This is a genomic window from Spirosoma knui (assembly GCF_054780635.1).
In genome coordinates this window covers 17,484-39,146 of sequence record NZ_BAAGVY010000012.1, presented here as the reverse complement: position 1 = coordinate 39,146, position 21,663 = coordinate 17,484, and the positions used below count along the sequence as shown (strand labels likewise).

The 21,663-nt window shown below is 49.5% G+C and carries 22 protein-coding genes and 1 tRNA gene; 14 read left to right on the top strand and 9 right to left on the bottom strand.

The features are described from left to right. Window positions 1-5: 5 nt before the first annotated feature. Entirely contained in the window at window positions 6-1,610 is a 1,605-nt protein-coding gene (locus ACYVIY_RS21965; protein WP_460978547.1) for a hypothetical protein, read from the bottom strand. An 89-nt stretch (window positions 1,611-1,699) separates the two neighbouring features. Continuing rightward, window positions 1,700-2,572 (bottom strand): carbon-nitrogen hydrolase, encoded by an 873-nt coding sequence (locus ACYVIY_RS21960; protein ID WP_460978546.1) that lies wholly within the window; start codon window positions 2,570-2,572, stop codon window positions 1,700-1,702. A 172-nt stretch (window positions 2,573-2,744) separates the two neighbouring features. On the opposite strand from ACYVIY_RS21960, the gene ACYVIY_RS21955 reads away from it, so the two are divergent. The 5 genes from ACYVIY_RS21955 to ACYVIY_RS21935 all read left to right on the top strand — a co-directional run bounded on the left by ACYVIY_RS21955 (window position 2,745) and on the right by ACYVIY_RS21935 (window position 7,598). Beyond that, complete coding sequence (locus ACYVIY_RS21955) at window positions 2,745-3,839, top strand: Gfo/Idh/MocA family protein (protein WP_460978545.1); 1,095 nt, start codon at window positions 2,745-2,747, stop codon at window positions 3,837-3,839. A gap of 179 nt (window positions 3,840-4,018) precedes the next feature. After that, window positions 4,019-4,249 (top strand): hypothetical protein, encoded by a 231-nt coding sequence (locus ACYVIY_RS21950; RefSeq protein WP_460978544.1) that lies wholly within the window; start codon window positions 4,019-4,021, stop codon window positions 4,247-4,249. Between the two features lie 199 nt (window positions 4,250-4,448). Beyond that, window positions 4,449-4,640, top strand: a complete 192-nt coding sequence (locus ACYVIY_RS21945; protein WP_012925283.1) for a cold-shock protein — start codon at window positions 4,449-4,451, stop codon at window positions 4,638-4,640. Between the two features lie 111 nt (window positions 4,641-4,751). Further along, window positions 4,752-6,905 (top strand): Tex family protein, encoded by a 2,154-nt coding sequence (locus ACYVIY_RS21940; protein WP_460978543.1) that lies wholly within the window; start codon window positions 4,752-4,754, stop codon window positions 6,903-6,905. Between the two features lie 72 nt (window positions 6,906-6,977). Beyond that, window positions 6,978-7,598 (top strand): C40 family peptidase, encoded by a 621-nt coding sequence (locus tag ACYVIY_RS21935; protein ID WP_460978542.1) that lies wholly within the window; start codon window positions 6,978-6,980, stop codon window positions 7,596-7,598. A gap of 38 nt (window positions 7,599-7,636) precedes the next feature. On the opposite strand, the gene ACYVIY_RS21930 is transcribed toward ACYVIY_RS21935, so the two are convergent. Further along, complete coding sequence (locus ACYVIY_RS21930; RefSeq protein ID WP_460978541.1) at window positions 7,637-7,891, bottom strand: GIY-YIG nuclease family protein; 255 nt, start codon at window positions 7,889-7,891, stop codon at window positions 7,637-7,639. A 168-nt stretch (window positions 7,892-8,059) separates the two neighbouring features. Here ACYVIY_RS21930 and ACYVIY_RS21925 point away from each other — a divergent pair. Next, window positions 8,060-8,133 (top strand) — tRNA-Ala (locus ACYVIY_RS21925). Between the two features lie 73 nt (window positions 8,134-8,206). Here the strand turns inward: ACYVIY_RS21925 and ACYVIY_RS21920 are convergent. Continuing rightward, entirely contained in the window at window positions 8,207-8,377 is a 171-nt protein-coding gene (locus tag ACYVIY_RS21920) for a hypothetical protein (protein ID WP_460978540.1), read from the bottom strand. 115 nt (window positions 8,378-8,492) lie between these two features. Between ACYVIY_RS21920 and ACYVIY_RS21915 the strand changes: the two genes are divergently transcribed. From ACYVIY_RS21915 to ACYVIY_RS21905, 3 genes are all read left to right on the top strand, one after another. Beyond that, a complete protein-coding gene (locus ACYVIY_RS21915) occupies window positions 8,493-9,032 on the top strand; it encodes a Rad52/Rad22 family DNA repair protein (protein WP_460978539.1) in 540 nt (179 codons plus the stop codon). After that, a complete protein-coding gene (locus tag ACYVIY_RS21910) occupies window positions 9,032-9,202 on the top strand; it encodes a hypothetical protein (RefSeq protein ID WP_460978538.1) in 171 nt (56 codons plus the stop codon). The genes ACYVIY_RS21915 and ACYVIY_RS21910 overlap by 1 nt, the downstream gene beginning before the upstream one ends. Before the next feature lie 973 nt (window positions 9,203-10,175). Beyond that, a complete protein-coding gene (locus ACYVIY_RS21905; protein ID WP_460978537.1) occupies window positions 10,176-12,038 on the top strand; it encodes a hypothetical protein in 1,863 nt (620 codons plus the stop codon). 625 nt (window positions 12,039-12,663) lie between these two features. Here ACYVIY_RS21905 and ACYVIY_RS21900 read toward each other — a convergent pair. The 3 genes from ACYVIY_RS21900 to ACYVIY_RS21890 form a co-directional block, all read right to left on the bottom strand. Further along, a complete protein-coding gene (locus tag ACYVIY_RS21900; protein ID WP_460978536.1) occupies window positions 12,664-13,104 on the bottom strand; it encodes a hypothetical protein in 441 nt (146 codons plus the stop codon). A 583-nt stretch (window positions 13,105-13,687) separates the two neighbouring features. Then, window positions 13,688-14,302, bottom strand: coding sequence for a hypothetical protein (locus ACYVIY_RS21895; RefSeq protein WP_460978535.1), 615 nt, complete (start codon window positions 14,300-14,302; stop codon window positions 13,688-13,690). 144 nt (window positions 14,303-14,446) lie between these two features. Next, a complete protein-coding gene (locus ACYVIY_RS21890; protein ID WP_460978534.1) occupies window positions 14,447-14,941 on the bottom strand; it encodes a DUF3299 domain-containing protein in 495 nt (164 codons plus the stop codon). 157 nt (window positions 14,942-15,098) lie between these two features. Here ACYVIY_RS21890 and ACYVIY_RS21885 point away from each other — a divergent pair, with 157 nt between their 5' ends. From ACYVIY_RS21885 to ACYVIY_RS21870, 4 genes are all read left to right on the top strand, one after another. Then, window positions 15,099-16,619 carry a sensor histidine kinase gene (locus ACYVIY_RS21885; RefSeq protein ID WP_460978533.1) on the top strand — a complete coding sequence of 507 codons (1,521 nt, stop codon included), beginning with the start codon at window positions 15,099-15,101 and terminating at the stop codon, window positions 16,617-16,619. 4 nt (window positions 16,620-16,623) lie between these two features. Further along, window positions 16,624-17,277: a response regulator transcription factor gene (locus tag ACYVIY_RS21880; protein WP_460978756.1), complete on the top strand. Its 654-nt coding sequence runs from the start codon at window positions 16,624-16,626 to the stop codon at window positions 17,275-17,277. Between the two features lie 113 nt (window positions 17,278-17,390). Then, entirely contained in the window at window positions 17,391-18,026 is a 636-nt protein-coding gene (locus ACYVIY_RS21875) for a peroxiredoxin (RefSeq protein WP_460978532.1), read from the top strand. A 95-nt stretch (window positions 18,027-18,121) separates the two neighbouring features. Beyond that, the gene (locus ACYVIY_RS21870; RefSeq protein WP_460978531.1) at window positions 18,122-18,364 is read left to right on the top strand and encodes a hypothetical protein; all 243 of its coding nucleotides are present in this window, start codon (window positions 18,122-18,124) and stop codon (window positions 18,362-18,364) included. 112 nt (window positions 18,365-18,476) lie between these two features. Here ACYVIY_RS21870 and ACYVIY_RS21865 read toward each other — a convergent pair whose 3' ends face one another. Together ACYVIY_RS21865 and ACYVIY_RS21860 are read right to left on the bottom strand one after the other, a co-directional pair. Continuing rightward, a complete protein-coding gene (locus tag ACYVIY_RS21865) occupies window positions 18,477-19,271 on the bottom strand; it encodes a DUF2490 domain-containing protein (protein ID WP_460978530.1) in 795 nt (264 codons plus the stop codon). Window positions 19,272-19,451: 180 nt separating this feature from the next. Further along, window positions 19,452-20,321: a mechanosensitive ion channel family protein gene (locus tag ACYVIY_RS21860; protein ID WP_460978529.1), complete on the bottom strand. Its 870-nt coding sequence runs from the start codon at window positions 20,319-20,321 to the stop codon at window positions 19,452-19,454. Window positions 20,322-20,466: 145 nt separating this feature from the next. Between ACYVIY_RS21860 and ACYVIY_RS21855 the strand changes: the two genes are divergently transcribed. After that, window positions 20,467-21,630, top strand: a complete 1,164-nt coding sequence (locus ACYVIY_RS21855) for a cysteine desulfurase family protein (RefSeq protein ID WP_460978528.1) — start codon at window positions 20,467-20,469, stop codon at window positions 21,628-21,630. Window positions 21,631-21,663: the final 33 nt, after the last annotated feature.

Here is a 21,663-nt window from a genome sequence, read left to right as displayed (position 1 = left end):
GCAAATTATTTCCGACGGCTCATTGTGGCACGACCCAGATAAATCTCATCGCCTTTTAGGGAAACCTTTGTGTAAAAGTTGTAGCCATTTTGAATATACCGTAGCATCACCTGGGTCGTTTGCGTCGGCTGGGCATAGGCTTTCGTGGCGGCTACCAAAATCTGATCACCGTTGACAATGGCCCGCACGAAAGGCAAATCACGCGTTTTGATCTGATTGGCGTTATACTTAATCCAGGTTTTTCCACCGTCGTACGAACAGTCCGTGTTTTCGTTCAGGTACGTTTCCCTGCCATTGAACAAATCGCCGTGGTGCTTGAAAAGCCGCCAAAGTCCATGAATATAGTGCTCATAACACGCATAGTTCCGGTCGTTGGCGAGCCCCTTCAACGCAGGATCAGTAGGAGAGGGCTGATCGGGGGTAAGATCTTGCTGGTCGTCCCAGAACAGAACACCGTACGCTCCGGTGAACCAGTAAAAGGTGGCCATGCCTTCGGCAACGGCTGGCGGAGCCGGATGCTCAGCCTTCCCACTGTTCGGAAACTCGCTGTTTTGCGTATTAAATACCCAATGCCAGGCAATCCGTTTTTTGGGCGACAGCTTTCGATTTACTTCCTGTTCACCCAGCAGGGCCCCTAACCAGTGGCGGTCAGCGTCGTTGGTGTGCCGGGCGGTGTAATCAAATTCTGGGTATAGATAATACGTACCGGGCATCTGAAAATCGGCGTAATCCGCATACGTTTTTCCGACAATGTTATCGGGCATACCGCGTTGTCGACTGGTGGCGGTGTGTCGAGCCGGTGTGCTCCACAACCAGTCCGCAGCCGCTGTATAATCTTCCGCCCGCGAGTAGCCGTAGCTGTTATGCGGCACCGGGGCGATGGAGCCAATCTCGGTTTGCGGACTCACATTTTCCTTCAGCGTTTTCATCATGAAGGTGTAGAGATTAACCTGTTCCTGCTGATTTTCTCGGCTGGCTCCTTCGTTTTCGATGTCCAGAAATATTTTGCTGAAGCTACTTTTCATACCGCCCGGTGGGCAGTCGCCGAAGCCGACGCAACCACCCTGTAGTTCCATAGAAGCTTGAAAAAGGGTGTTGCGGGTGGCCCGGGCACCGGGTGCGCTCTTGTAAAGCACATCTTTCGCGTATTGGCTGCTACGTGCCCAACCGAGCCCGAACGAGTTAGCGAAATAATCCTGATACAGAATCAGCGCCCGCTGGCTTTGCTTAAGGCTGCTGCGCCATCCGTTCGGCGGAAAACCATCGGTCCAGATTTCAACACGGGGAATCATCCGGGTTTGCTCGACGGACGAAAACCCCCGTCGGAAGAGCTTTCCGGGGTCTTGCGGGAGGTGTAAGTTACGACCAGCTCCGCAGAAAGTGACGGTCTTGGTGGCTGGCAGGCTAAAATCACCGACCACATCAAGGTTATAATATCCTTTACGTGTCGTGGGAATAAACCGGGCGCGGGGTGTTGGAGTAAGCGCGGTGGGTGCCGGTAACGGCTCCTGTAGTTGTACACCTTCCGGAACGGGCGGACCAGCCTGGTGGGTGAACCAAAACCCTAAACCCGCCAGCCCGGCTGCGAGCACAGATACGATTACTTTCATGAAACGAGTCAAGTTACTTGCCGAACAAAGGGTATAAGAAATCGTTAGTCAGCAAATCTCAACGGCTGATCAACAACTAAAACATTACGTTATTCATCGATGTACCGCTTCGTAATCGGCTGGTAGGAATCGATGCGCCGATCCCGGAAATACGGCCAGGTCGTCCGGTATTTTTCCGATAAGCCCAGATCAACTTCCTGCACATGCACCAGCTCCTGGTCGTGCGGAGCCAGGTATAATAAGGAACCAAACGGATTCGCCACGAACGAGCCGCCCCAGAACTGCTGATCAGCCTCGCGTCCAACTCGGTTTACCGCTACGACGTGTACGCCGTTCGCGATGGCGTGACTGCGCTGTATGGTCTGCCAAGCGTTGTACTGCTCCTCGTTTTGTTTCGGGTCGGGCTCGTTGGTATCCCAGCCAATGGCCGTTGGGTAGAAGAGAATCTCGGCACCCATCAACGACGTAATACGGGCCGCTTCAGGATACCATTGATCCCAGCAGATAAGCACACCGATCCGGGCAAATTTGGTGTCAAACACCTTATAGCCTAAATCGCCGGGGGTGAAATAGAATTTTTCGTAATAGCCCGGATCGTCCGGAATGTGCATCTTACGGTACTTGCCCAGATACGTACCGTCCGCGTCTAAAACAGCGGTTGTATTATGGTATAATCCCTGCGCCCGTTTCTCGAACAGCGACGCAATAATAACGACGCCCAATTCGCCCGCTACCTGTCCTAGCCGTTCGGTAGTTGGTCCCGGAATGGCTTCGGCTAAGCTGAAATTATGATGATCTTCAACATCGCAGAAGTACAGCGATGTGAACAGTTCCTGCAAACAAACAATCTGAGCCCCTTTCTGAGCGGCTTCGCGGATACCCGCTATCGCTTTTTGGATGTTCGACTCGACATCGGCCGAGCAACTCATCTGCACTAAACCAATCGATACGTTCTTAGACATGCAACAAAAATAGGCCGTTCTCTACTGACAATGCCTATTCTCAACAAAAGTCTTAGTAGCTGGGTTCGACCGAGGCTTTTTTGTGCTTAGATTGTGGCCGTATGTGTTCGTTTGTATTAACAATCTCTATTCTTGATAAACTTGCGTCCTTAGACGACAGACCCTTAATCCTATGACTACTCGCAGAACCTTCCTGCACACAGCCGCTCTGACGAGTGCGGCCGCTACGTTATCGCCGAACGTATTACTAGCCGCAACGCGTCCGGCAAAAGACCGCTTAGGGGTAGCTCTGGTTGGACTCGGTTACTATAGCACCGACCTGTTAGCCCCTGCGCTTCAAAAAACCAAGAATTGTTACCTGGCCGGCATTGTAACGGGCACCCCTGCTAAAGCCGAGAAGTGGAAAAAGCAGTATAACATTCCTGACAAAAACATCTATTCGTACCAGACGTTCGATCAGATCGCCAATAACCCGGATATTGACGTCGTATATGTAGTGTTGCCTCCTTCCATGCACGAAGAGTACGTTATTCGTGCCGCCAAAGCAGGTAAGCATGTCTGGGTAGAAAAGCCGATGGCCGTAACGGCGAAGGAGTGCCAGAATATGATTGACGCCTGCAATAAGAATAAACGATCACTGGCGGTTGGTTACCGGCTGCATCACGATCCCAATACACAGGAATACGTTAAAATGCTGCGTGACGGCCAGCTCGGGAAAATTCAGATGGTGAGCTGTGCCGCTGGCTACTACGACGCACGAACCGACCACTGGAAACAGAAGAAGGAAATGGGAGGGGGCGTTATGTACGATATGGGCGTGTACGTATTGCAGGGCGCGCGATTAGCAACCGGCGAAGAACCCATTGCCGTTACAGCTCAGCAATACACGTCACGTCCTGATGTTTATAAAAATGGACTGGACGAGACATCGATGGCGCAGCTTGTTTTTCCGAGCGGAGCCCGCGCTTCGGTGGAGTCGAGCTATGGAATGAATATGAACTACCTGCACGTAACGGGCAGCAAAGGCACCTTGCACGTGGAGCCATACTCAGCTTATAACGGTGTAAAAGGCCAATGGAATGGCCATGTTATTAACCATCCATACGAAATGCCCATGCAGCAGGCTATGCAAATGGACGATGATGCGAAGTCTATTATGAAGAACAAGCCGATGCTCGTACCGGGTGAAGAGGGGCTGCGTGATATAAAAATAGTAGAAGCTATCTACCAGGCCGCCCGAAGCGGACGCGAGGTGAAGATTGCCTGAGAAGCAATTCGAGGGAGTGATTCACAAAAAAGACATAAGTTGTCTGGCTTGTAGGGTATTACCGTATAGGGTATTTTAGTTGTACGATAGGGGTGTTTTTAGTCTGGTATATAAAGTTGGGGTTGGAGTTTGGCTGAGCCCTTCGATTTGATTTATTTCGCTTGACAACCTAGTCCATTATGCAACCCGCCGACTTTACGCAATTACCCGCCCAACAGCAACTCGACACGCTTTACTTTGCTGGCGATATTCTGGCAAACCGTTATGAAGGGGATACCATCTTTCTGTTATACAACCTGCGTGATTTCTACGTAGAGCTGTGCTATGACGCGTATAACAGCCAGCTTAACCAGGTAACGGCTTTTCGCGATACAGACAAACTGGACCCCTATCTGCCTTATCTGGCTTAATTTCTGCCAACGTAGTGTATAAGGGTCCTGTATTTAGATTATCGCCCCGTCCTGTGCAGGACGGGGCGGTCTGTTTAAAGCTAAATTTGGCTTGTTTTGGCCTATTTAGAAGGATATTATGCGTTATAGAGGGAAATTTTCGTCTGATATTTGGAAATCATATTTATTGTGACGTCCTTCGCTTAAATTTAAACATACAATGCAAACAGGAACAGTAAAATTCTTTAATGAAACCAAAGGGTTTGGGTTCATTAAACCAGATGACGGTGGCGAAGACATTTTTGTACATGCTTCCGGTCTCATCGATCAAATCCGTGAAAACGACAAAGTTAAGTTCAATGTCGAGCGCGGTAAGAAAGGCTTAAACGCCGTGAACGTCGAAATGGCTTAATCGTAAGATATACCGAAGACAACCGTTGTAAAAAACATGCCAGCTGGCATGTTTTTTTTTGCTCTATCGGTTCCTACGCCCATTTTTGCGCATTATTACCTTACTTAGTACATGTCCCAATCTCCGGAACAGCGTCGGCTTCCAGAACGTACGGCAAGCCAGCTTGGGCTGCCTGTTCGCTCCGTAACCGCAGCCATTGACCTTTTGAACGGAGGAGCTACCGTTCCCTTTATAGCTCGTTATCGTAAAGAAGCAACCGCAGCCACAGACCGTGGTCCGTTGGATGAAGTAGAGATTCAGTCGATCAAAGACACGTATCAGAAGCTTCAGGATCTGGATAAGCGCCGGGATGCCATTCTAAAAGCAATCGACGAACAGGGGAAGCTCACACCCGATCTGCGTCGTAAACTGGAAACCACCGATTCCTTAACCGATCTTGAAGATTTGTATCTGCCTTATAAGCAGAAGCGGAAAACGCGGGCCTCTGCTGCGATCGAGCGCGGACTGGAACCCCTGGCCAATGTGATTGTGATGCAGCGGGAAGCTGACCTTGAGCGGATCGCCCAACGTTACGTTACAGAAGCTGTACCGACCCTAGCCGATGCGCTGCAAGGGGCTCGAGATATAGTAGCCGAGCGGATCAGTGAGGATGCCGATGCTCGTCAGCGTATTCGAAACCTATTCGAGCAGGAGGCTATTATCCGCTCTGTTGTTAAAAAAGGCAAGGAAGCAGAGGGCGTAAAGTATAAAGATTACTTTGATTTCGCTGAGCCGCTCCGGCGTGTTCCCTCGCACCGGTTGTTAGCGTTGCGAAGGGGAGAAGCCGAAGGATTTTTGAATGTTAGTATTAGCCCCGACGAAGAAGTAGCCATCGAACGACTCGAACGGCAGTTCATTAATAAGAACTCGTCGCGAAGCTGTAGAGAGCAGCTTATGCTTGCCGTTCGCGATGGGTACAAGCGCCTGTTAAAACCGTCGCTGGAGACCGAGTTCGACAACCGGTCCAAGACCAAAGCGGATGCCGAAGCCATTCAAATTTTCGCCGATAATTTACGTCAGCTGCTGTTAAGCCCCCCGCTGGGTCAGCAACGGGTATTGGCTATTGATCCGGGCTATCGAACGGGCTGCAAAGCCGTATGTCTGGATGCCCAGGGCAATTTGCTAGCCGATACGGTGTTATACCTTGTTCAGTCGGAGTCCCAAAAACAGCAGGCTGCTCAGAACGTGCAAAAACTCGTTGCCCAATACCGTATTGACGCAATAGCGATTGGTAACGGAACCGCAGGTCGAGAGACTGAAGTGTTTATTCGGAATCTGGAACTCGGCAAGCCCATCTTTATGGTGAGTGAACAGGGCGCGTCGGTGTATTCGGCGTCTGAAGTGGCCCGCGAAGAATTCCCCAATCATGATGTAACGGTACGTGGAGCGGTGAGTATTGGCCGACGGCTCATGGACCCACTGGCTGAACTGGTTAAGATTGACCCTAAGTCGATTGGCGTGGGACAGTATCAGCACGATGTCGATCAAACGGACCTGAAAAGCAGCCTGGATACGATTGTTGAAAGTTGTGTAAACCAGGTAGGGGTGTCGCTCAATACGGCTAGCGCTTATCTGCTGCGCTACGTATCTGGGTTGGGTCCGCAGCTAGCCGGTAATATCGTTACGTATCGGGCCGAACATGGCGCGTTTACGTCGCGTGAGCAACTCAAAAAAGTACCACGGTTAGGCCCCAAGGCATTTGAGCAGTGCGCCGGTTTTCTGCGCATCGAAGGCGCTAAAAATCCGCTCGACAACAGTGCTGTCCATCCGGAACGCTACGCCGTTGTTGAACAGATGGCGGCTGATACGGGTAGCTCGGTTATTGATCTGGTCAAGAAGCCGGACTTACGAAAGCAGATTCGCCCGGAGCGGTACGTATCAGCAACGGTAGGCCTGCCTACGTTACGAGACATACTGGCTGAGTTGGAAAAGCCCGGCCGCGATCCGCGCGAACAACTGTCTGTATTCGAGTACGACGAGCGTATAAAGTCGGTCGAGGATCTGCACGAAGGTATGGTACTGCCCGGCGTAGTCACGAACATCACAGCCTTTGGCGCATTCGTCGACATCGGTGTGAAGCAGGACGGACTCGTGCATGTGTCTCAACTGGCCCATCATTACGTTTCCGATCCGAAAACGGTTGTGAAAGTGTACCAGAAAGTAAAAGTTAAGGTTCTGGAAATAGATACCAGCCGGAAACGGATTGCGTTATCTATGAAAATTTAATAGGTTGCACCTATCGCTTAGGCTACGGATCTCATCAATCGGTAGCCTGAGCTTGACCCTAATCCCATCCGTATGCAACAACGCTGGTTCCGGGGCGTTTATCCCGTTCTGCTAAGTGCTTGCCTGCTTTCAGTGCTCACCGCGTGTGAAGCTCTTCGTTCTTCCGGGCCGTCCGTCAGTCGTCGCTCATCAGCTACGCGACCGGTGGCCCGTCGTACACCCACTGGCCGAACACCGGCTCGTCCGCCAGCTATTCCGACTAAACCCACCGGCAAAGTTGTCGATTCAAGGACGTACGAAAATCAGTACGTTCCCGAAGTTGTTAAGATCGCCCGTACATATACAGGAACGCCGTACCGGTCTGGTGGCAATACCTCCCAGGGCATTGACTGTTCGGGCCTGGTATATGCGGTGTTCAACACTGTCGGCTTACGGATGCCCAGAGTCTCGTGGCAACAGTCGGAGGTGGGTCGTGAAGTTGAGGTAAAGGAAATTCTACCGGGCGATCTGATTTTCTTTGTGCCCGATAAAGGACAGGCTGGGTACGTTTCCCATACCGGTATTGTAACCGAAGTGAAAGGAAACCAGGATATTCGCTTTATTCATGCCTCCTCATCGAGAGGAGTTCGCGAAGACAATCTCTACACGGATTATTTCAAAGGGCGGTTTGTGAAGGCATTACGTCCATTCTGAAGAAAAACAAAGGCCGCTTCGAAGCGGCCTTTGTTTTTTTATGCTGTCAACTGAGAATTATTGATTAACTCTTCCCAATAAATTCGGTCTTTGTTTTTTAATTTCATTTCCAGGCTAAGCGCTTCATTCCGGGTGGCGAACTGCTTGGTGAACTTCACCTCCCACGGTTTTCCGTTAGCAGTGGAGGGATTGGTTTTGGCATTGTGCTGCCACAGGCTGATTCGTAAATCTTTGGTCTGACCAATAAAGTACTGGTCAGTAGTAGGGCTATAGATGATATAGACGGTATGCATACATGTCTGGACTATTACCAAAGCTACGCATTTGTTCGTATAAAACAAACTCTGTCCGGGCGGCAATTTGTGCAACTCTGGTTACCGAAAAAAAATGCTGACTGCATTTGGGACACGTTGAATTTTTGCTCATATTTGCCCCACGAAACCACATAACGCGGTTTTTATGGGGGATTAGCTCAGTTGGCTAGAGCGCTACAATGGCATTGTAGAGGCCATCGGTTCGAATCCGATATTCTCCACAGACGTTGCCGATAAGTTACTGAAAAGCAGTAATTTGTCGGCATTTTTGTTTTTCGGTTGCAAAGTCGGCCTTTATTTAAGCGCTTTCTCGATAATATAGGGCGATACCTCCTTGCCTGCTTGCGCTGCTTTTCTAATAATCTCACTCCATTCTGAATCGGTCGCATAAACCTGGTGAGGTTTCTTTTTGGCCGTTTCAGGTTTTTTCTTTCTACCTCTGGTTTTGGGTTCATTTCCTTCCATACATCGAAAGTAAATAAACATTTTTGTAAATGGTAATTAAAAGCCTTTTCAAAACATTGTAAAATTGAGGCAAATTGATTATATTTGATCTGGAAATCAATTAACAACAAGCACAATGAACAGCCAACAAACCGTTGAACCAGATAAGCCCAGCGCAACCCTCAGTATGCTTTTGTCTCCTATTCGTCCTGAGGAAATTGAGTGGCGTGTGCAGAACCAGACTAAGGACGGTCAGAAGTTAATCGTTGTGCCTTATATCACCAATCGCTGTGTCATGGAGCGTTTCGATGCGCAGTTCGGCTGGAGTAACTGGGAGAACAGCTTTGAGGAGGTTGGCGACGGCTTTATCTGTACAATCACAGTGACACTACCTGATGGACGCCGGGTAAGCAAAGCCGATGCGGCCAGTCGGACCAACGTGGAGCCGCTGAAGGGTGGCATTAGTGATGCCATGAAGCGGTGCGCGGTGCAGTTTGGCTTAGGTCGTGACCTGTACCGTTATCCGAAGGTAATGCTGCAAACAGGGGACAAGTTTATTCCCAACTGGGCTGAACGCCTACTGGATGCGCTAGTGATCAAGATCAACAAGGGCAATTCAGTTAATGATATTATTGTCTTAAAAGAAGAACATACTCGAAGTCTGCAGCCTGCTTAATGAAACCAATGTCTGTGAATGGCCCCGTTTTGGCCGCTCAGTTGCTCCAACAAGCCATTGAGCACTATGAACGCAATCCCAATCTTCGTCGGCAGTCTGGTATTGATTTAAAGATGCTAGCTGAAGCGACTAAAGTTCGCCGTAGGCTGCTTCGCCAGCGCCCCCGATGACTATCTACGAATTAGATGTCCTAATGACTGGCCCCCTTATCTACCTCTCTACCGAGATGGAACGCTCAGCTCTGGCGGGTGGTGGATAGGGTGCCGGGTCAGGACTACTACACCTTTCCGATGCCTACTCGGTGGGCAGTAACAAGCAGCTAATCTATCTTGCACAAGCTGTACCTTTTAAGCGCCGGCCTAAGTAAACCTTGAAGTTTGGACGAGTGTGCTTAGCGTGCTCAATGAGCGATCCGGATGGAGACAGACTCACAAAATTACTAAGCTCTAGAATTTATTACTTCCTCGCTCCTTACGGAAACCCCTTACTCGTCTTTATCGCTGGTCTGCTTTGCAAGCTGGCTATTTAATTCATCAAAGACCCGGCTACGTATCGACGGCTGTGGCTGGCTTCTATATTGACTAGACGCTATTCGCTATGAAAAGTAAGGTTCTCGCATCCTGCTTAAGCATTAATTTTAGCTGTCATTCTGGCGAGGGGGGAGATACTTAAGGTGCACACGCTTCCTTTCTGTAATTATGGCGCTACGCACGCGATCGGGTTCATTCGACCGCTCTATCCAAGCTTTCACCGCAATGGCCTGCCTTCCCAAACGAAATTTAGCCGGATAGTTCCTTGCCAGAAGATATGATGTATGCAAGTCTGAAAGCGTAGAGGCTGGAGAAGACGAGTGACGAGAAGGATATTCTGGACTGCAATTCATCTGCAGAGGACATTAACTATAAAATCCGCTACCGCAAGCAGACAGACATGACCAATTAAACAGTCGGCGACAGAATCTGTCAAACCCACTCCTGATGTCGTTGAGCCAGCGCCTGACGTGATCAATGGAGGGTGAAAATCCAGTGGCGATCTGGTAACTGTGCCAATTCAGCCCAAACTGGCCATAAACACCAGCCGAAACCGATGACGAAGGAAATCTGGTTAATAACGAACCGGAACCAGTTCTGACTGATAAATAAGATGAAACGTATTCTGATCTTTCTGCTTTTGCTGAGCCAGATCGTAACCGCTCAGACGTATCAAACCAAGCTACGCCCGGAGGGGAACGATTATTCCTTTAGCCCACAGACAGCGAAGGCTGTCGTTAGCTGGAAGCGCTTTCCTCGCTTCTCGCTGAACACAACCGAATGGTTGTACTGGGGGCCTCGGTTTCGTCAGCGTTCGGACTGGGACGACGATTTTATGGGTCACGGTTTTCGCGTGGCCATCCCGCAGCGAAATTATACAGACACCGGCCTTGAGGAGAACGCGATTGATCTGAAGCTACCGGCCGAGCAGCTGATGGGTTTCATCCTGATGCCTGGTGATCCGGGGCAGATGCCGGATTACTTAAAGGCGAATTATAATGCCCTGCCTAACTCAGACCCGCGCAAAGCCCAGATTACACAATACGTAAACCGGCTGATTCCAGTCACTGACGAAGCAGCCGCCCGGCTTATGGGTCGGTGGATGGGTGCTGTGATCAAACAGCAGTGTGGAGGCAAGAATCCTAAATACGTTACGATCGATGAGGAATCTGCGCACTATTGGGAGCATCCTATGGGAGAGAGTGCGCTTCGTGTGTTTGTAGGTTATCTGTATTTAGGGATTCAAGAAGTCTGTCAGGGCTCGAAGGTATACACCTACGGGCCCAAAATTGTCACAGCTCCCTGGTATTATGGCTATGCGGATAAAGGAAGACAAATTGATAAGTACCATTTCACGGAACACCCACTTTATGCCCCTAATTTTTGGTGGAAGAAAAATAGCACTACTGATCCAATCGATGTTAATGGCCCACTTGCTCAGGCGCTCAAAGCAAACGGGGGCGGGGTTGCGGCCGGTGATCATTACTGGAGAAGTACGATCGGCACGGGTACCATCTATCAGAAGGATGCAGCTGGTAAGTACATCTATTCGAACGGTCGTCGGGTGCTACGTACCGACAATAGCACCGTTACGTTGTTTGGGCAGACGGTCAAGATCTACGGGAACGATCAGACTTTCCATGGTAATAATGAGTACGACTTCTGGACAAGCTGGCTGTATGAGGATGTCGCGTCGGAGGAGGCTAACCGCTATTGGATGAACGGTCAAAAGTACGCCCTTCGTCGTAACGATCGTAGTGCTGACTTCGCAGGCGTTCACTATGGCGACTGGTACCGTACCAATACAGAGGAGGCCAACGCGCCTGGTCAGGGTGATTCGCGGCCGTTGAATCCACAATCGCTGGAGATGGGTGCCGTCTTTCGCTCCCTCATGTTTGATGTGAATTTTCTCTGGCATGGAGAGTATTTGCAGAGAGGACCAACGACGCACGCAAATGGGGCCATACAGTTTCCGGGTGTGCAGGGCGGCCAGGGTGGCTATAAAACGAACCTCGGCCAGTACGAATACATTGTCAAGGGTCTGCACCGTGTAAGCGAGTTTGACGGCCGCAACTGGGGCAATTGGTATTGGATACGGGCGCAACGGGGTATAGGAATTGCTGCCGACAAATGGAAGGAACCTGTCATACGTGGCAGAATTTCCGAGACAGGTAATAACGTGTTGATTGCTGCCGCCTGGCCAATGCTCGATCCGGAAGACAACGTTCGGGTTGATGTATGGGTAGATACAGGTGCGTGGAAAAGTGGCTCGACCTATTTTACAATTACCGGCCGCACCACGTATCTCGACGCGTGGCAGATTCCAAACGTACCGACTGGTGTGCAGATACAGCCGCAACACCTGAGATTCCGCTTTACAACCCCTTTATTGCAAACGCCCGAGACATTCACCTGGACTGGAGACTATCGATTTACAGCATCCAATTCTGAAGCCTTACCTACTGCAATTCCATAACGTATTAAACTCGCCAATCTTCCCGTTATGCTTCAAATCAAACGTAAACTGGGCACCGATTTGACCAAGAAGTTCAATACCAAAACGTGACGCTTACCCTTCCTGGCAGGTGCTGGTAGGATCAACATACCGAGCCAGGACGACCTTGACCAAACGATCAGGGGCCGAGATTATCGAACAGGTGACCACTGTCGAAGCGGATCACATTTATCTGTCGGCCGGGGCGGAGTTGTTTACGAGCTACTCATTGACAGTGTAACCGATACGTCTATCGCACTTTTCGATCACCAGTTACCCCATGTGCGGGGTATTGTGGGCAGCGGTACATACTTATCACTAGGCAATCGGTCAACCAGCTCGTTTTACTAATGCTTAAAAAATGAGCTGTATCAAGCTACAGGCCAGTAAAGCTGCAATCAGTAGCACGGTAGACCAGGTAATCAAATTAAGCCAGTTAATCCGTCGGCGTCGACGCACAAGAGTATATGTATATAGCATACCCAATATACGTAATTCATTCCACGAGCGGATTTTAATGTAACCGTTTTTGTGATAATTGTAATCAAAAGGGCGCTTACCTAACCTAAATATTCCCCTTTTTGTCTACGCTGGCATCATATCTAACCTATTCACCCCAAGCTTGATCAGGCTTATAAATAAGCTGATGAAACTCCTGTTCATGAACCGTATAACACAGTAAACAACTCAGACTAAGGCCGCCCGGCAATTGTATTACGTCGGCCACTCCGCCGTCAACCACTTTGTGCCAGGTTGTGTCTCCATTGATCGGCGAGCCGTCCATAGACTTTACCGCGTCCGCATCCAGACTGTCGGGACTGCGGTAGCCAGGGCGAAGTATATAGGCGTACAGGTGGTTATTCGAACTGGAGATGACCCAAAGCGGCTTGCCCGAACGGTTGTTAACGTGGCCATTAACGTGAATGCCAAGCCCGTGCGCCCGATCCCGGATGCCCCGCATGGTTAGTGGGCCAAGCCAAAGCGACACCACTATAACCAGGCCAAACGCCAGACCAGCCAGTAATAGCCAAAACAACACTCTGCGCATAAGCTAAAGAAAGCGCAAAGGTAAGCGGGAACGCAAACAAATTGCCCAATACTCACCGGCTCGACTGAGGCCCCAAAGAGTCAATTAAAGCAAATGGAAGAAATCATTAATGCCGTTTGCATACACATCTTCGTAATGCTGAGACAGCCAAGAGTTGAATAAGATAGCCAATCAGTATAATCTTGGACTGGAAATAAAACGGATCAACGGCGGCCTGAATAGAACAGGTAATTGGTAAAACTTGCTGACAATTAATGAGAAGGTAACTTTCTAGGGAGATATTTGGCATTACTCGATACCTAACCGGTGGTTGCTGACTGGGTGTTTCGTTTACTAAATGTAAAGCGAACAGAATCCGCGTTATCTATAAAGTAAGCCGAATTGCGTGGCCTCTTTTAGACGTTGTCTAAACACACAATGAAGAATTACAGTAACAAGCATTCTCGGACAGTAATCCATAGCGTCGCATACTCTAAAATTTCTGTCTGACCTATCTTCACCTAGTTGTTGAAACGTAATAACCCGTTCACTGGCCAGCGAACGGGTTATTACGTTTCAATATAAATCGAAATCATGCTTGCGGTTACTGAACCGGTTTGGGGACTTCGTAGGTGACGGTAACATCGTCGAAATACACAGTACCTGTTGTGCCCGGTAAGTAAGCTAGAATCACCGCCAAATAGTCGGTGTTACCGCCGTAACCATCTCGGCTAGCAAAATATTCTTTGAAATCTGTAGTGCCATTGATGGTAACTACACCATCAGTACTGGTATAGAAGACGGGATTGCCTTTCCCATTAACAATTTTGTCGCCCCGCAATGTAATCGAAACCCCTCTGCCTTTCAGGTTAACGGTTCTGATCTTTGCTTTCAACGTAATGGTACTACTGGCGGGGATCTGGGTAGACGCGAAACTTTGGTAAACGAAACAACTGGCCGATGAGTCCCGGATGGTTTTACAACTGAGCTTCAAGGAGTGTGTGCCTGAAGTGGCGGCTTCAGTTGAATGTTCAAAGAGGTAACCATTCGGGTTGCGGTTATCTCCGTTGTGATAATTAAATACCCATTCCTGTCCCGGGGTTTTCTCGATGTCGCTGTTAACAACAAATTGCGGTTCATTAGAGGTTTCTTTGGTCGTGCAGCCCAGTAACGAGGCTATGAGTAGGACAACGGTGGTAACTTTTACTAAAGTCCCCATAGAGAAGAAGTAAGACAGGTAGTGAATGAAAAATCGTTCAGATAGAAGGTGTAAACTAAGTGGACTCGATAAGCCGCTTTTGCATAAAAAAGCCCAAGTATGGTTGTTAAATCACTTGGGCTTTTTTATAAATAAGTTCGCTAATTATTGCTCAACCATCTCAGCATCAGCTATAATGTAGTTCAGCTCATAGATATTGTCGGCGTTGAGCTTGAGCGTTCCCCGGAACGTACGGCGCTCATCGGTTTTGAATTTCTTCCCTGGTTTTTTGAATTTGAGCGACACCACCGATTCCGGACCGGCACCCCCGCAGAAGAAACACGCGCTGTATGGGAAGGCCGATAGCACGTACAGATTTGACTCCAGGTCAACAGGCAGTACGTAGCCCGTCAATTCAACCGCTTTACCATTTAACTTCTGGATGCCCTGCCCAAACGTTGGATAAAGCATGTAGACTGATTCTTCGGCATACCATTTCTTCTTGAACGTTACGTCGCGCAGAACCTCCCACGAGAGTTTAACGGGTTCGGCCGTAGCCGGTACGTTAGCCGGCCCAGTGGTGCTGGCTAGGGGAGTGGCCGACTTAAATGCCGGAGCAATGAGTGAGACAAGCAGCAAGACAATCAGTAAACGGGCCATGGCGTTGGTACTTATAAGGGAGAAACAAGGGTAAAATTACAAAAAAGATTACTTTTACTAAACCAATTTGTTTCGACCACGCTTGACGGTGTCCGATACGTTTAACGATAACACAGAAGACGGCTTTGCAATTCCCGTACGGTTCACTCGACTGTACATGACATTGCTTATTATCTTAACGGCTCTGCTGACAGCAGGCCAGGTTCTTACCCAGTGGCGGCTCCGCACTTTCCAGGATGAGTTATGGATTATTCGGGTTACGGCCCTTCAACGCCATCAGAGCCAGCAGATTGTGAAGCAAGCACTGCAACTGATGGACGTGAACGAACAGGCCAAGTTCGAAGAAAATATCGGCGAACTACGGCAGGTTTTTCCGCTCTTCGAGCGCTACCACCTGCAGGGTAAGGAAGGGAAAGTGTATGATCGGAATATCTATATATCGAATTCCGACACGGTTTTGCAGCTCTATAAAGGCATTCGGCCCGAGTTCGAAGCGTTTCGGCAGGCCGCCCGCCGGCTCATGCGTTTGCAGCACTACGAAGAAGTAAAACAGCCCGATGTCCAGGCTAGTTTGCAGCTGCTGTTACGAAACGAGAAGCCCTTTCTGGAGGAAATAGACGCGATTGTGCGCGAGTACACCACCGAACTCAGGGCAAAAATCAACCTCCTGCAAACGATAGAGTTCTACCTATATCTGGTCATTATTCTGGTATTGGTGGGGATTGGCCTATTGATTTTCCAGCCAGCCGCCAAGAAATTGAAACAGACCATTGCGCAACTGGTAGAAGCGGAAAGCCGGACAACAGCCGCGAATAAGAAACTGTTGAGCGCAAACAAATCGCTGCGGGAAACACGGCAAAAGTTGTTCGAAGCAACCAAACAGCAGTATCAGCAGCAGATTGATGAGCAAAAGCTGCGCACCTCTTACCTGATTGCCGGGCAGGAAGAAGAACGTAAACGTTTGTCGCGGGAGCTGCATGATGGGTTGGGGCAGATGCTTACTGCGATAAAACTGCAGATTGAAGGGCTAGAAGCTAATCTGGCAAAAGCGAACGGGACAGGACAAGTTGGCAGCGCAACGCAGACAAAAACCCTCAAGACCCTCAAAACGCTCATTACCCAGACCATTCAGGAAACCCGAACGATTTCAAATAACTTAATGCCGAGCGTTTTAAGCGATTTTGGCGTAGTACCTGCCATAAAAATGCTGGCTGAGCACGATCGTAACGAGAAGGTTGACGTTACGTTTGAAACCAACCTGACGTCTGACACGCCCCGACTGGATAAGAACATAGAAATTATGCTTTATCGGGTGACCCAAGAGGCTGTCAGCAACGCGGTTCGACACGCAAATCCTTCTCATATCCATATTGAGCTGGTTGAGCGAACCAATGCGCTTCATCTGATCGTTACCGATGATGGGCGTGGGTTTCGCATCCCACGTAACGAGTCGACAGATACGCCTGCTTCGGATGCTGGTACCCTCAGCAGATACGAAGAAACAGGCGGGAAACAAGATGGCCAGGTCCATACCTCTTCGCAGGGCATTCACAACATGCAGGAGCGCGCTAAACTGCTCAATGGTAAATTTAAAATTTATTCTACATTAGGAAAGGGGACCAGAGTGCAGGTTAGCATCCCTTACCAAACGTACCCCGCTCATTATGACACCTACTAAAATAATGCTTGTGGACGATCATTCGATCGTTCGGGACGGTATCCGGCTGTTGCTGGAACAGGCCGATGGTCTGGACATTGTTGACGAAGCCAATGACGGCGAGGAAGCCCTTGATAAACTAAAAGCTATGCCATCGGATGCCGATCGGCCGGATCTGATTTTGATGGACATTTCGCTGCCGGGCATGTCGGGTATACAAACTACTCAGATTGTGAGCCGATTGTACAAAAACGTTCGCGTGCTGATGTTGTCTATGCATAACAACGAAGATTATATTCTTAAGTCCGTTGAAGCGGGTGCTTATGGCTACATTCTGAAGGACTCCTCATCGGATGAAATGATTAAGGCAATCCGGACTATTGCTTCCGGAGAAAAGTACTACAGCTCGCCGGTCGCTTCCATTATCCTGAGCGGCTATATGCAGCAATTGAAACGGGGCGATAAACACGGACGTACCGAACGGCAGTCCAAGCTGTCTAACAAGGAAAAGGAGATTCTTCAGTTCCTGGTCGATGGTATGAGCAGCCGGGAAATTGCGGAGAAGCTTCAACTTAGTGTCCGAACTGTCGACAACCATCGGGCAAATATGATGCGACGGTTGCAGGTACGTAACGCGGCTGAACTGGTACGCATGGCGGTGGAAGATAAATTGATTTGAAACTTTGTTTACTCTTCTATACGTTTGTTAAGGAAGCCGGCCATCGCCGGTTTTTCCATTTTTTGTTTACTACATTAACTAGATAGAATTAAATAACTAAAACGCGTAAACTTATGTCACTTCGCTTAGGAGACATCGCCCCTGATTTTGAGGCTGATACCACGCAGGGCCACATCCGGTTTCACGAATGGCTGGGTACTTCCTGGGGAATGTTATTCTCGCACCCGGCTGATTTCACGCCTGTCTGCACCACCGAGTTAGGCAGAACGGCTTTGCTGAAGGATGAGTTTGGCAAACGGAACGTAAAGGTTATTGCGGTGTCGGTCGATGATCTTGATTCGCATAACCGCTGGACCCCTGATATTAAGGACGTAACGGGTTCGGAAGTGAACTTCCCAATCATTGCCGATGCCGACCGTACCGTTGCTACGTTGTATGATATGATTCATCCCAACGCCAGTGAGAAATCAACCGTTCGCTCGGTATTCGTGATCGGCCCCGACAAGAAAATCAAGCTGACACTGACCTATCCGGCGTCAACGGGACGTAACTTCAATGAGTTACTTCGGGTGATCGACTCGCTTCAGCTTACAGCCGATTACCAGGTAGCTACGCCCGCCGACTGGCAGCAGGGTGACGATGTGATTGTGACGCCCGCCGTACCGAACGACCAACTGGAATCTAAATTCCCGAAAGGCGTTACGTTCGTGAAGCCTTATTTGCGCACAACGCCCCAGCCAAACCAATAAGTTTGCCATTCGCTAATTGCCCAATTCGGCTCGGTAAACATTGTTTCGGGTTTTAAGTTGTTTCATTGTTCATTAATCATTTATTGACCAACGTTATGGCTAAGAAAAATTTGAATCCGACGCATGATGAGGGGCCAGTTGCCGAGGCAATTGAACAGCAAACCGCTAAACTGCCATCCGATCTGTTTTTGTGGGGTGGTTTAGGCTCGCTCGCAACAGCAGCCATCTGCTTTGCGCAAGGCAAACGGCACGAAGCGCTTTTAATAGGCCAATGGGCAGCTCCCATTCTGATTTTGGGCCTGTATAACAAAGTAGTAAAACTGGAAGGCAGCGATTAGGCTAAATTTCAGACATAACTTAACAAAAAAGCTCCTTGTCGACAAGGAGCTTTTTTGTTAACAACGATATGAGGACATGTTGAAAGCTGGTTAGTACGGCATGAAGTTCGTGTTATTCGGGTCCCGAATCAGAGCCTGCTTTCGAATCGCGGTTATTTTCCAGATAAAGATAAATCTGAATCGCATGATTCAATCGGAAGGTACGTAGCGACGTTGCAGGGCTGTGCTGGACCGAAAATTGGTTGAGATAGCCTAGTTCTATCCGTATGTTGTCGCGAAGTTTTCGGCCTAAGCCTATGTACGTTCGGTTCTGATCGAAACGGACGCCCGATTTCGACAGCACTGCCATTGGTTCAACGCTGAAGTGCGTATACCAGGAAGATGAATTGGTTTGCTGGCGGAATATAGGATTGATCCAGCGGGCCATGGTTCGGAGCCGAACGTTGAAGCGGTCGGCCAGCACCTCCTGCGGTTCACCATCAGATAAAAACACGTAGGCATTCGCCAGCGTATCTGTTGCGGACGACCAGCGCAGTTCCGTGCGGATGCGCTTAATGAGTTCGCCATCGCCTAACTTACTGGTGATTTGTAGCTGTGGAATGATCCGAACTTCCTGGAAGAAGGTGACGGGCTGGTATTCGCTGACACGCCCCCAATTCCACCACAGACCAATCGGCGATAGCGACAAGCGGACCGGCTTGGAAACCTGATAGCTAATCCAGGGACGAAAGACCTGTAGCAATGGGTAACGAAATAGATTTAGATCCCGTCCGTTGTTATCCTCAGCCTGCCGCCGGTACTGGCTATCAAGCTGGAAACTCCACCTACCCGCCGTTTTGTACACCAGGTTAACCTCCGACCAAAATACAGCTCGATGACGTACTTCGTCGTGGTACGTTTGTGCCATACCAGTAAGCGGAAGTAGACAGACGGATACCAGAGTAAAGCGATTGAGCATAGTTTGAGGAGCTGGAGTAATGAGGGGCTAACTTGTCTGAATAACGGAATGTTCAGATAAAAATCAGGTCGATTACGACGATAATAACTGATCTTACGCGGTCTTAATCAAGAGCGTATAGATAACCCGTTATGAATTGTCGGACCCCTCAAACCTTCGCTTCTTCAAATCGAACGTATGCGGAGGAAACATCATGAGAATACTATGTTGGTCGAACGCTGTTTTCAGGGCTTTAATAGCTTCGCTCATCGCCAGTGAGGTATCTGCCTTCGACTGATCGATCCAGAACAAGATAAACCCCTGAACATTATCGATCGTGAAACTGCGGTAATACATCTCAACGGGTTTGTCGGTACGCACAAAGGGCAAGTCCATAATAGCCGCGCGAGCCACCTGCTGCGCTTTCGCCAAATCGTCGAGGTATGAAATGCCGTATGCCAGTTCGAGCCGCCGTTGACCGGTGCGCGAATAATTCATAATGGGCTTCTGAAATACGTCTTTACTCGGAATTTCAATAGTCTGGCCCTGAAAGTTGTCGAGCAGAATAGACCGCAGCTTAATGTCAAGTACCTTACCGGTATATCCATTCGTTTCCACAACGTCGCCAACCTGCACAGGTCGGGCGATGGCGATCATGGTGCCGGATATAAAATTTGTGGTCAGATCCTGAAAGGCGAAGCCAACCGCTAAGGCAATAACACCAGCACCCGCCAGTAACGAAGTAACGGTTTTGTCTAAACCCAGTACGCCCAAGGCTACAAACAGGCCAATGGCCATAACGGCCACCCGAGCCACCGCTCCCGACAGATTGATGAGCGAGTAATTGTTACTAAATCGGTCGAATCCACGTATCAACCATCGGCTGACCCATCGGGAAAGAAAGGTAAACACGACCAGAATCAGTATGGCAATGGCTATTTTGGGTATGTATCGGATGGCCGTGTGAATCCAGGCGGAAAGTTCGGCGTATATAAGGCCTGCGGCTTGTGGTAGGTTCATTGGTGTACGGTTGGTGGTGCTAAGAGAACGTCTCAGGTTTGGATAGTGTTTGCTATAAATTAGACCTGGCAGATCAAGAGTTGGGTAGAAAAAGACTTCGCCGTACCTTTGCCAGGGCTAACAAGGCCAATCCAATACGCTGACAATGAAATCTGTTGCTCCCGTTTACCTCGATAATGCCGCTACAACCCGGCTCGATCCTGAAGTTCTGGACGCTATGCTGCCCCTTATGACTGAGCAGTTTGGCAATCCATCGTCGATTCATAGCCACGGTCGGGCGGTGCGGGCGGCCATCGAGAAAGCGCGCAAAACGGTTGCTTCTCTGCTGAATACCTCGCCCGCCGAAATCTTCTTTACGTCGGGCGGAACCGAAGCCGATAACACAGCCATTCGGAGCAGCATCGAGACCTACGGCCTCATCCACGCCATTACGTCGCCGTTAGAACACCATGCCGTGCTGCATACGCTGGAACATGTGCAGAAGCAGGGACGCGTCCAGTTGAGTTTGGTTGACGTTGACGCAAATGGACGTATCGATCTGGCGCAGCTTGACGAGTTGCTGCAAAGGTCGCCCCGTTCGCTGGTTTCATTGATGCACGGGAATAACGAAATCGGTAATCTTTTAGACTTGAACCGGGTAGGGGAGATCTGCCGCGCTCACGACGCGATTTTCCATTCCGATACGGTGCAGACGATGGGACACTTCCGGCATGATCTACAGCAACTTCCCGTTGATTTTATTGTTGGGGCGGGCCACAAGTTTCACGGGCCTAAGGGGGTCGGATTTCTGTATGTGAATGCCGAACGGGCCAAGATTCATCCGTTCATGTACGGTGGCGCGCAGGAACGTAACATGCGCGGGGGCACCGAAAACGTATATGGTATTGTTGGCCTGGCCAAAGCGCTGGAGATTGCCTATCGGGATATGGACGCGCATCGTCAGCATATCACTACGTTAAAACGCCGGATGATCGACCAGCTTCGGGCCAAACTGCCGGAGGTTCAGTTCAACGGCGATTCGGCGGACCTGGACGCTAGTCTGTACACAGTGCTGAACGTTAGCTTACCGGCTTCAGAGTTGAGTGATATGCTGCTGTTCAATCTCGATATTGCCCGCATATCCGCTTCGGGTGGTTCGGCCTGTTCGAGCGGCTCGAATATCGGTTCGCACGTACTGACGGCCTTGCCGGGCCTGGACCAGGAGCGGGGCTACGTACGGTTTTCGTTCGGTAAGTATAACACACCCGACGAAATTGATTATGCCGTCGATACGCTCGTCGGCTTGTATCAAAAAGAGCAGGTGCTGTAAACAGACGGGTACGTTTAAACGTACCCGTTCATT

Bases quoted from the DNA above. Each gene is read 5' to 3' on its own strand.
- ACYVIY_RS21950 (WP_460978544.1), top strand. From the start codon at position 4,019: ATGCAACCCGCCGACTTTACGCAATTACCCGCCCAACAGCAACTCGAC.
- ACYVIY_RS21905 (WP_460978537.1), top strand. From the start codon at position 10,176: ATGAAACGTATTCTGATCTTTCTGCTTTTGCTGAGCCAGATCGTAACC.
- ACYVIY_RS21910 (WP_460978538.1), top strand. From the start codon at position 9,032: ATGAAACCAATGTCTGTGAATGGCCCCGTTTTGGCCGCTCAGTTGCTC.
- ACYVIY_RS21890 (WP_460978534.1), bottom strand. From the start codon at position 14,941: ATGGCCCGTTTACTGATTGTCTTGCTGCTTGTCTCACTCATTGCTCCG.
- ACYVIY_RS21920 (WP_460978540.1), bottom strand. From the start codon at position 8,377: ATGGAAGGAAATGAACCCAAAACCAGAGGTAGAAAGAAAAAACCTGAA.
- ACYVIY_RS21895 (WP_460978535.1), bottom strand. From the start codon at position 14,302: ATGGGGACTTTAGTAAAAGTTACCACCGTTGTCCTACTCATAGCCTCG.
- ACYVIY_RS21930 (WP_460978541.1), bottom strand. From the start codon at position 7,891: ATGCATACCGTCTATATCATCTATAGCCCTACTACTGACCAGTACTTT.
- ACYVIY_RS21885 (WP_460978533.1), top strand. From the start codon at position 15,099: ATGACATTGCTTATTATCTTAACGGCTCTGCTGACAGCAGGCCAGGTT.
- ACYVIY_RS21855 (WP_460978528.1), top strand. From the start codon at position 20,467: ATGAAATCTGTTGCTCCCGTTTACCTCGATAATGCCGCTACAACCCGG.
- ACYVIY_RS21955 (WP_460978545.1), top strand. From the start codon at position 2,745: ATGACTACTCGCAGAACCTTCCTGCACACAGCCGCTCTGACGAGTGCG.
- ACYVIY_RS21940 (WP_460978543.1), top strand. From the start codon at position 4,752: ATGTCCCAATCTCCGGAACAGCGTCGGCTTCCAGAACGTACGGCAAGC.
- ACYVIY_RS21960 (WP_460978546.1), bottom strand. From the start codon at position 2,572: ATGTCTAAGAACGTATCGATTGGTTTAGTGCAGATGAGTTGCTCGGCC.
- ACYVIY_RS21870 (WP_460978531.1), top strand. From the start codon at position 18,122: ATGGCTAAGAAAAATTTGAATCCGACGCATGATGAGGGGCCAGTTGCC.
- ACYVIY_RS21935 (WP_460978542.1), top strand. From the start codon at position 6,978: ATGCAACAACGCTGGTTCCGGGGCGTTTATCCCGTTCTGCTAAGTGCT.
- ACYVIY_RS21915 (WP_460978539.1), top strand. From the start codon at position 8,493: ATGAACAGCCAACAAACCGTTGAACCAGATAAGCCCAGCGCAACCCTC.
- ACYVIY_RS21875 (WP_460978532.1), top strand. From the start codon at position 17,391: ATGTCACTTCGCTTAGGAGACATCGCCCCTGATTTTGAGGCTGATACC.
- ACYVIY_RS21900 (WP_460978536.1), bottom strand. From the start codon at position 13,104: ATGCGCAGAGTGTTGTTTTGGCTATTACTGGCTGGTCTGGCGTTTGGC.
- ACYVIY_RS21865 (WP_460978530.1), bottom strand. From the start codon at position 19,271: ATGGCACAAACGTACCACGACGAAGTACGTCATCGAGCTGTATTTTGG.
- ACYVIY_RS21880 (WP_460978756.1), top strand. From the start codon at position 16,624: ATGCTTGTGGACGATCATTCGATCGTTCGGGACGGTATCCGGCTGTTG.
- ACYVIY_RS21945 (WP_012925283.1), top strand. From the start codon at position 4,449: ATGCAAACAGGAACAGTAAAATTCTTTAATGAAACCAAAGGGTTTGGG.
- ACYVIY_RS21860 (WP_460978529.1), bottom strand. From the start codon at position 20,321: ATGAACCTACCACAAGCCGCAGGCCTTATATACGCCGAACTTTCCGCC.
- ACYVIY_RS21965 (WP_460978547.1), bottom strand. From the start codon at position 1,610: ATGAAAGTAATCGTATCTGTGCTCGCAGCCGGGCTGGCGGGTTTAGGG.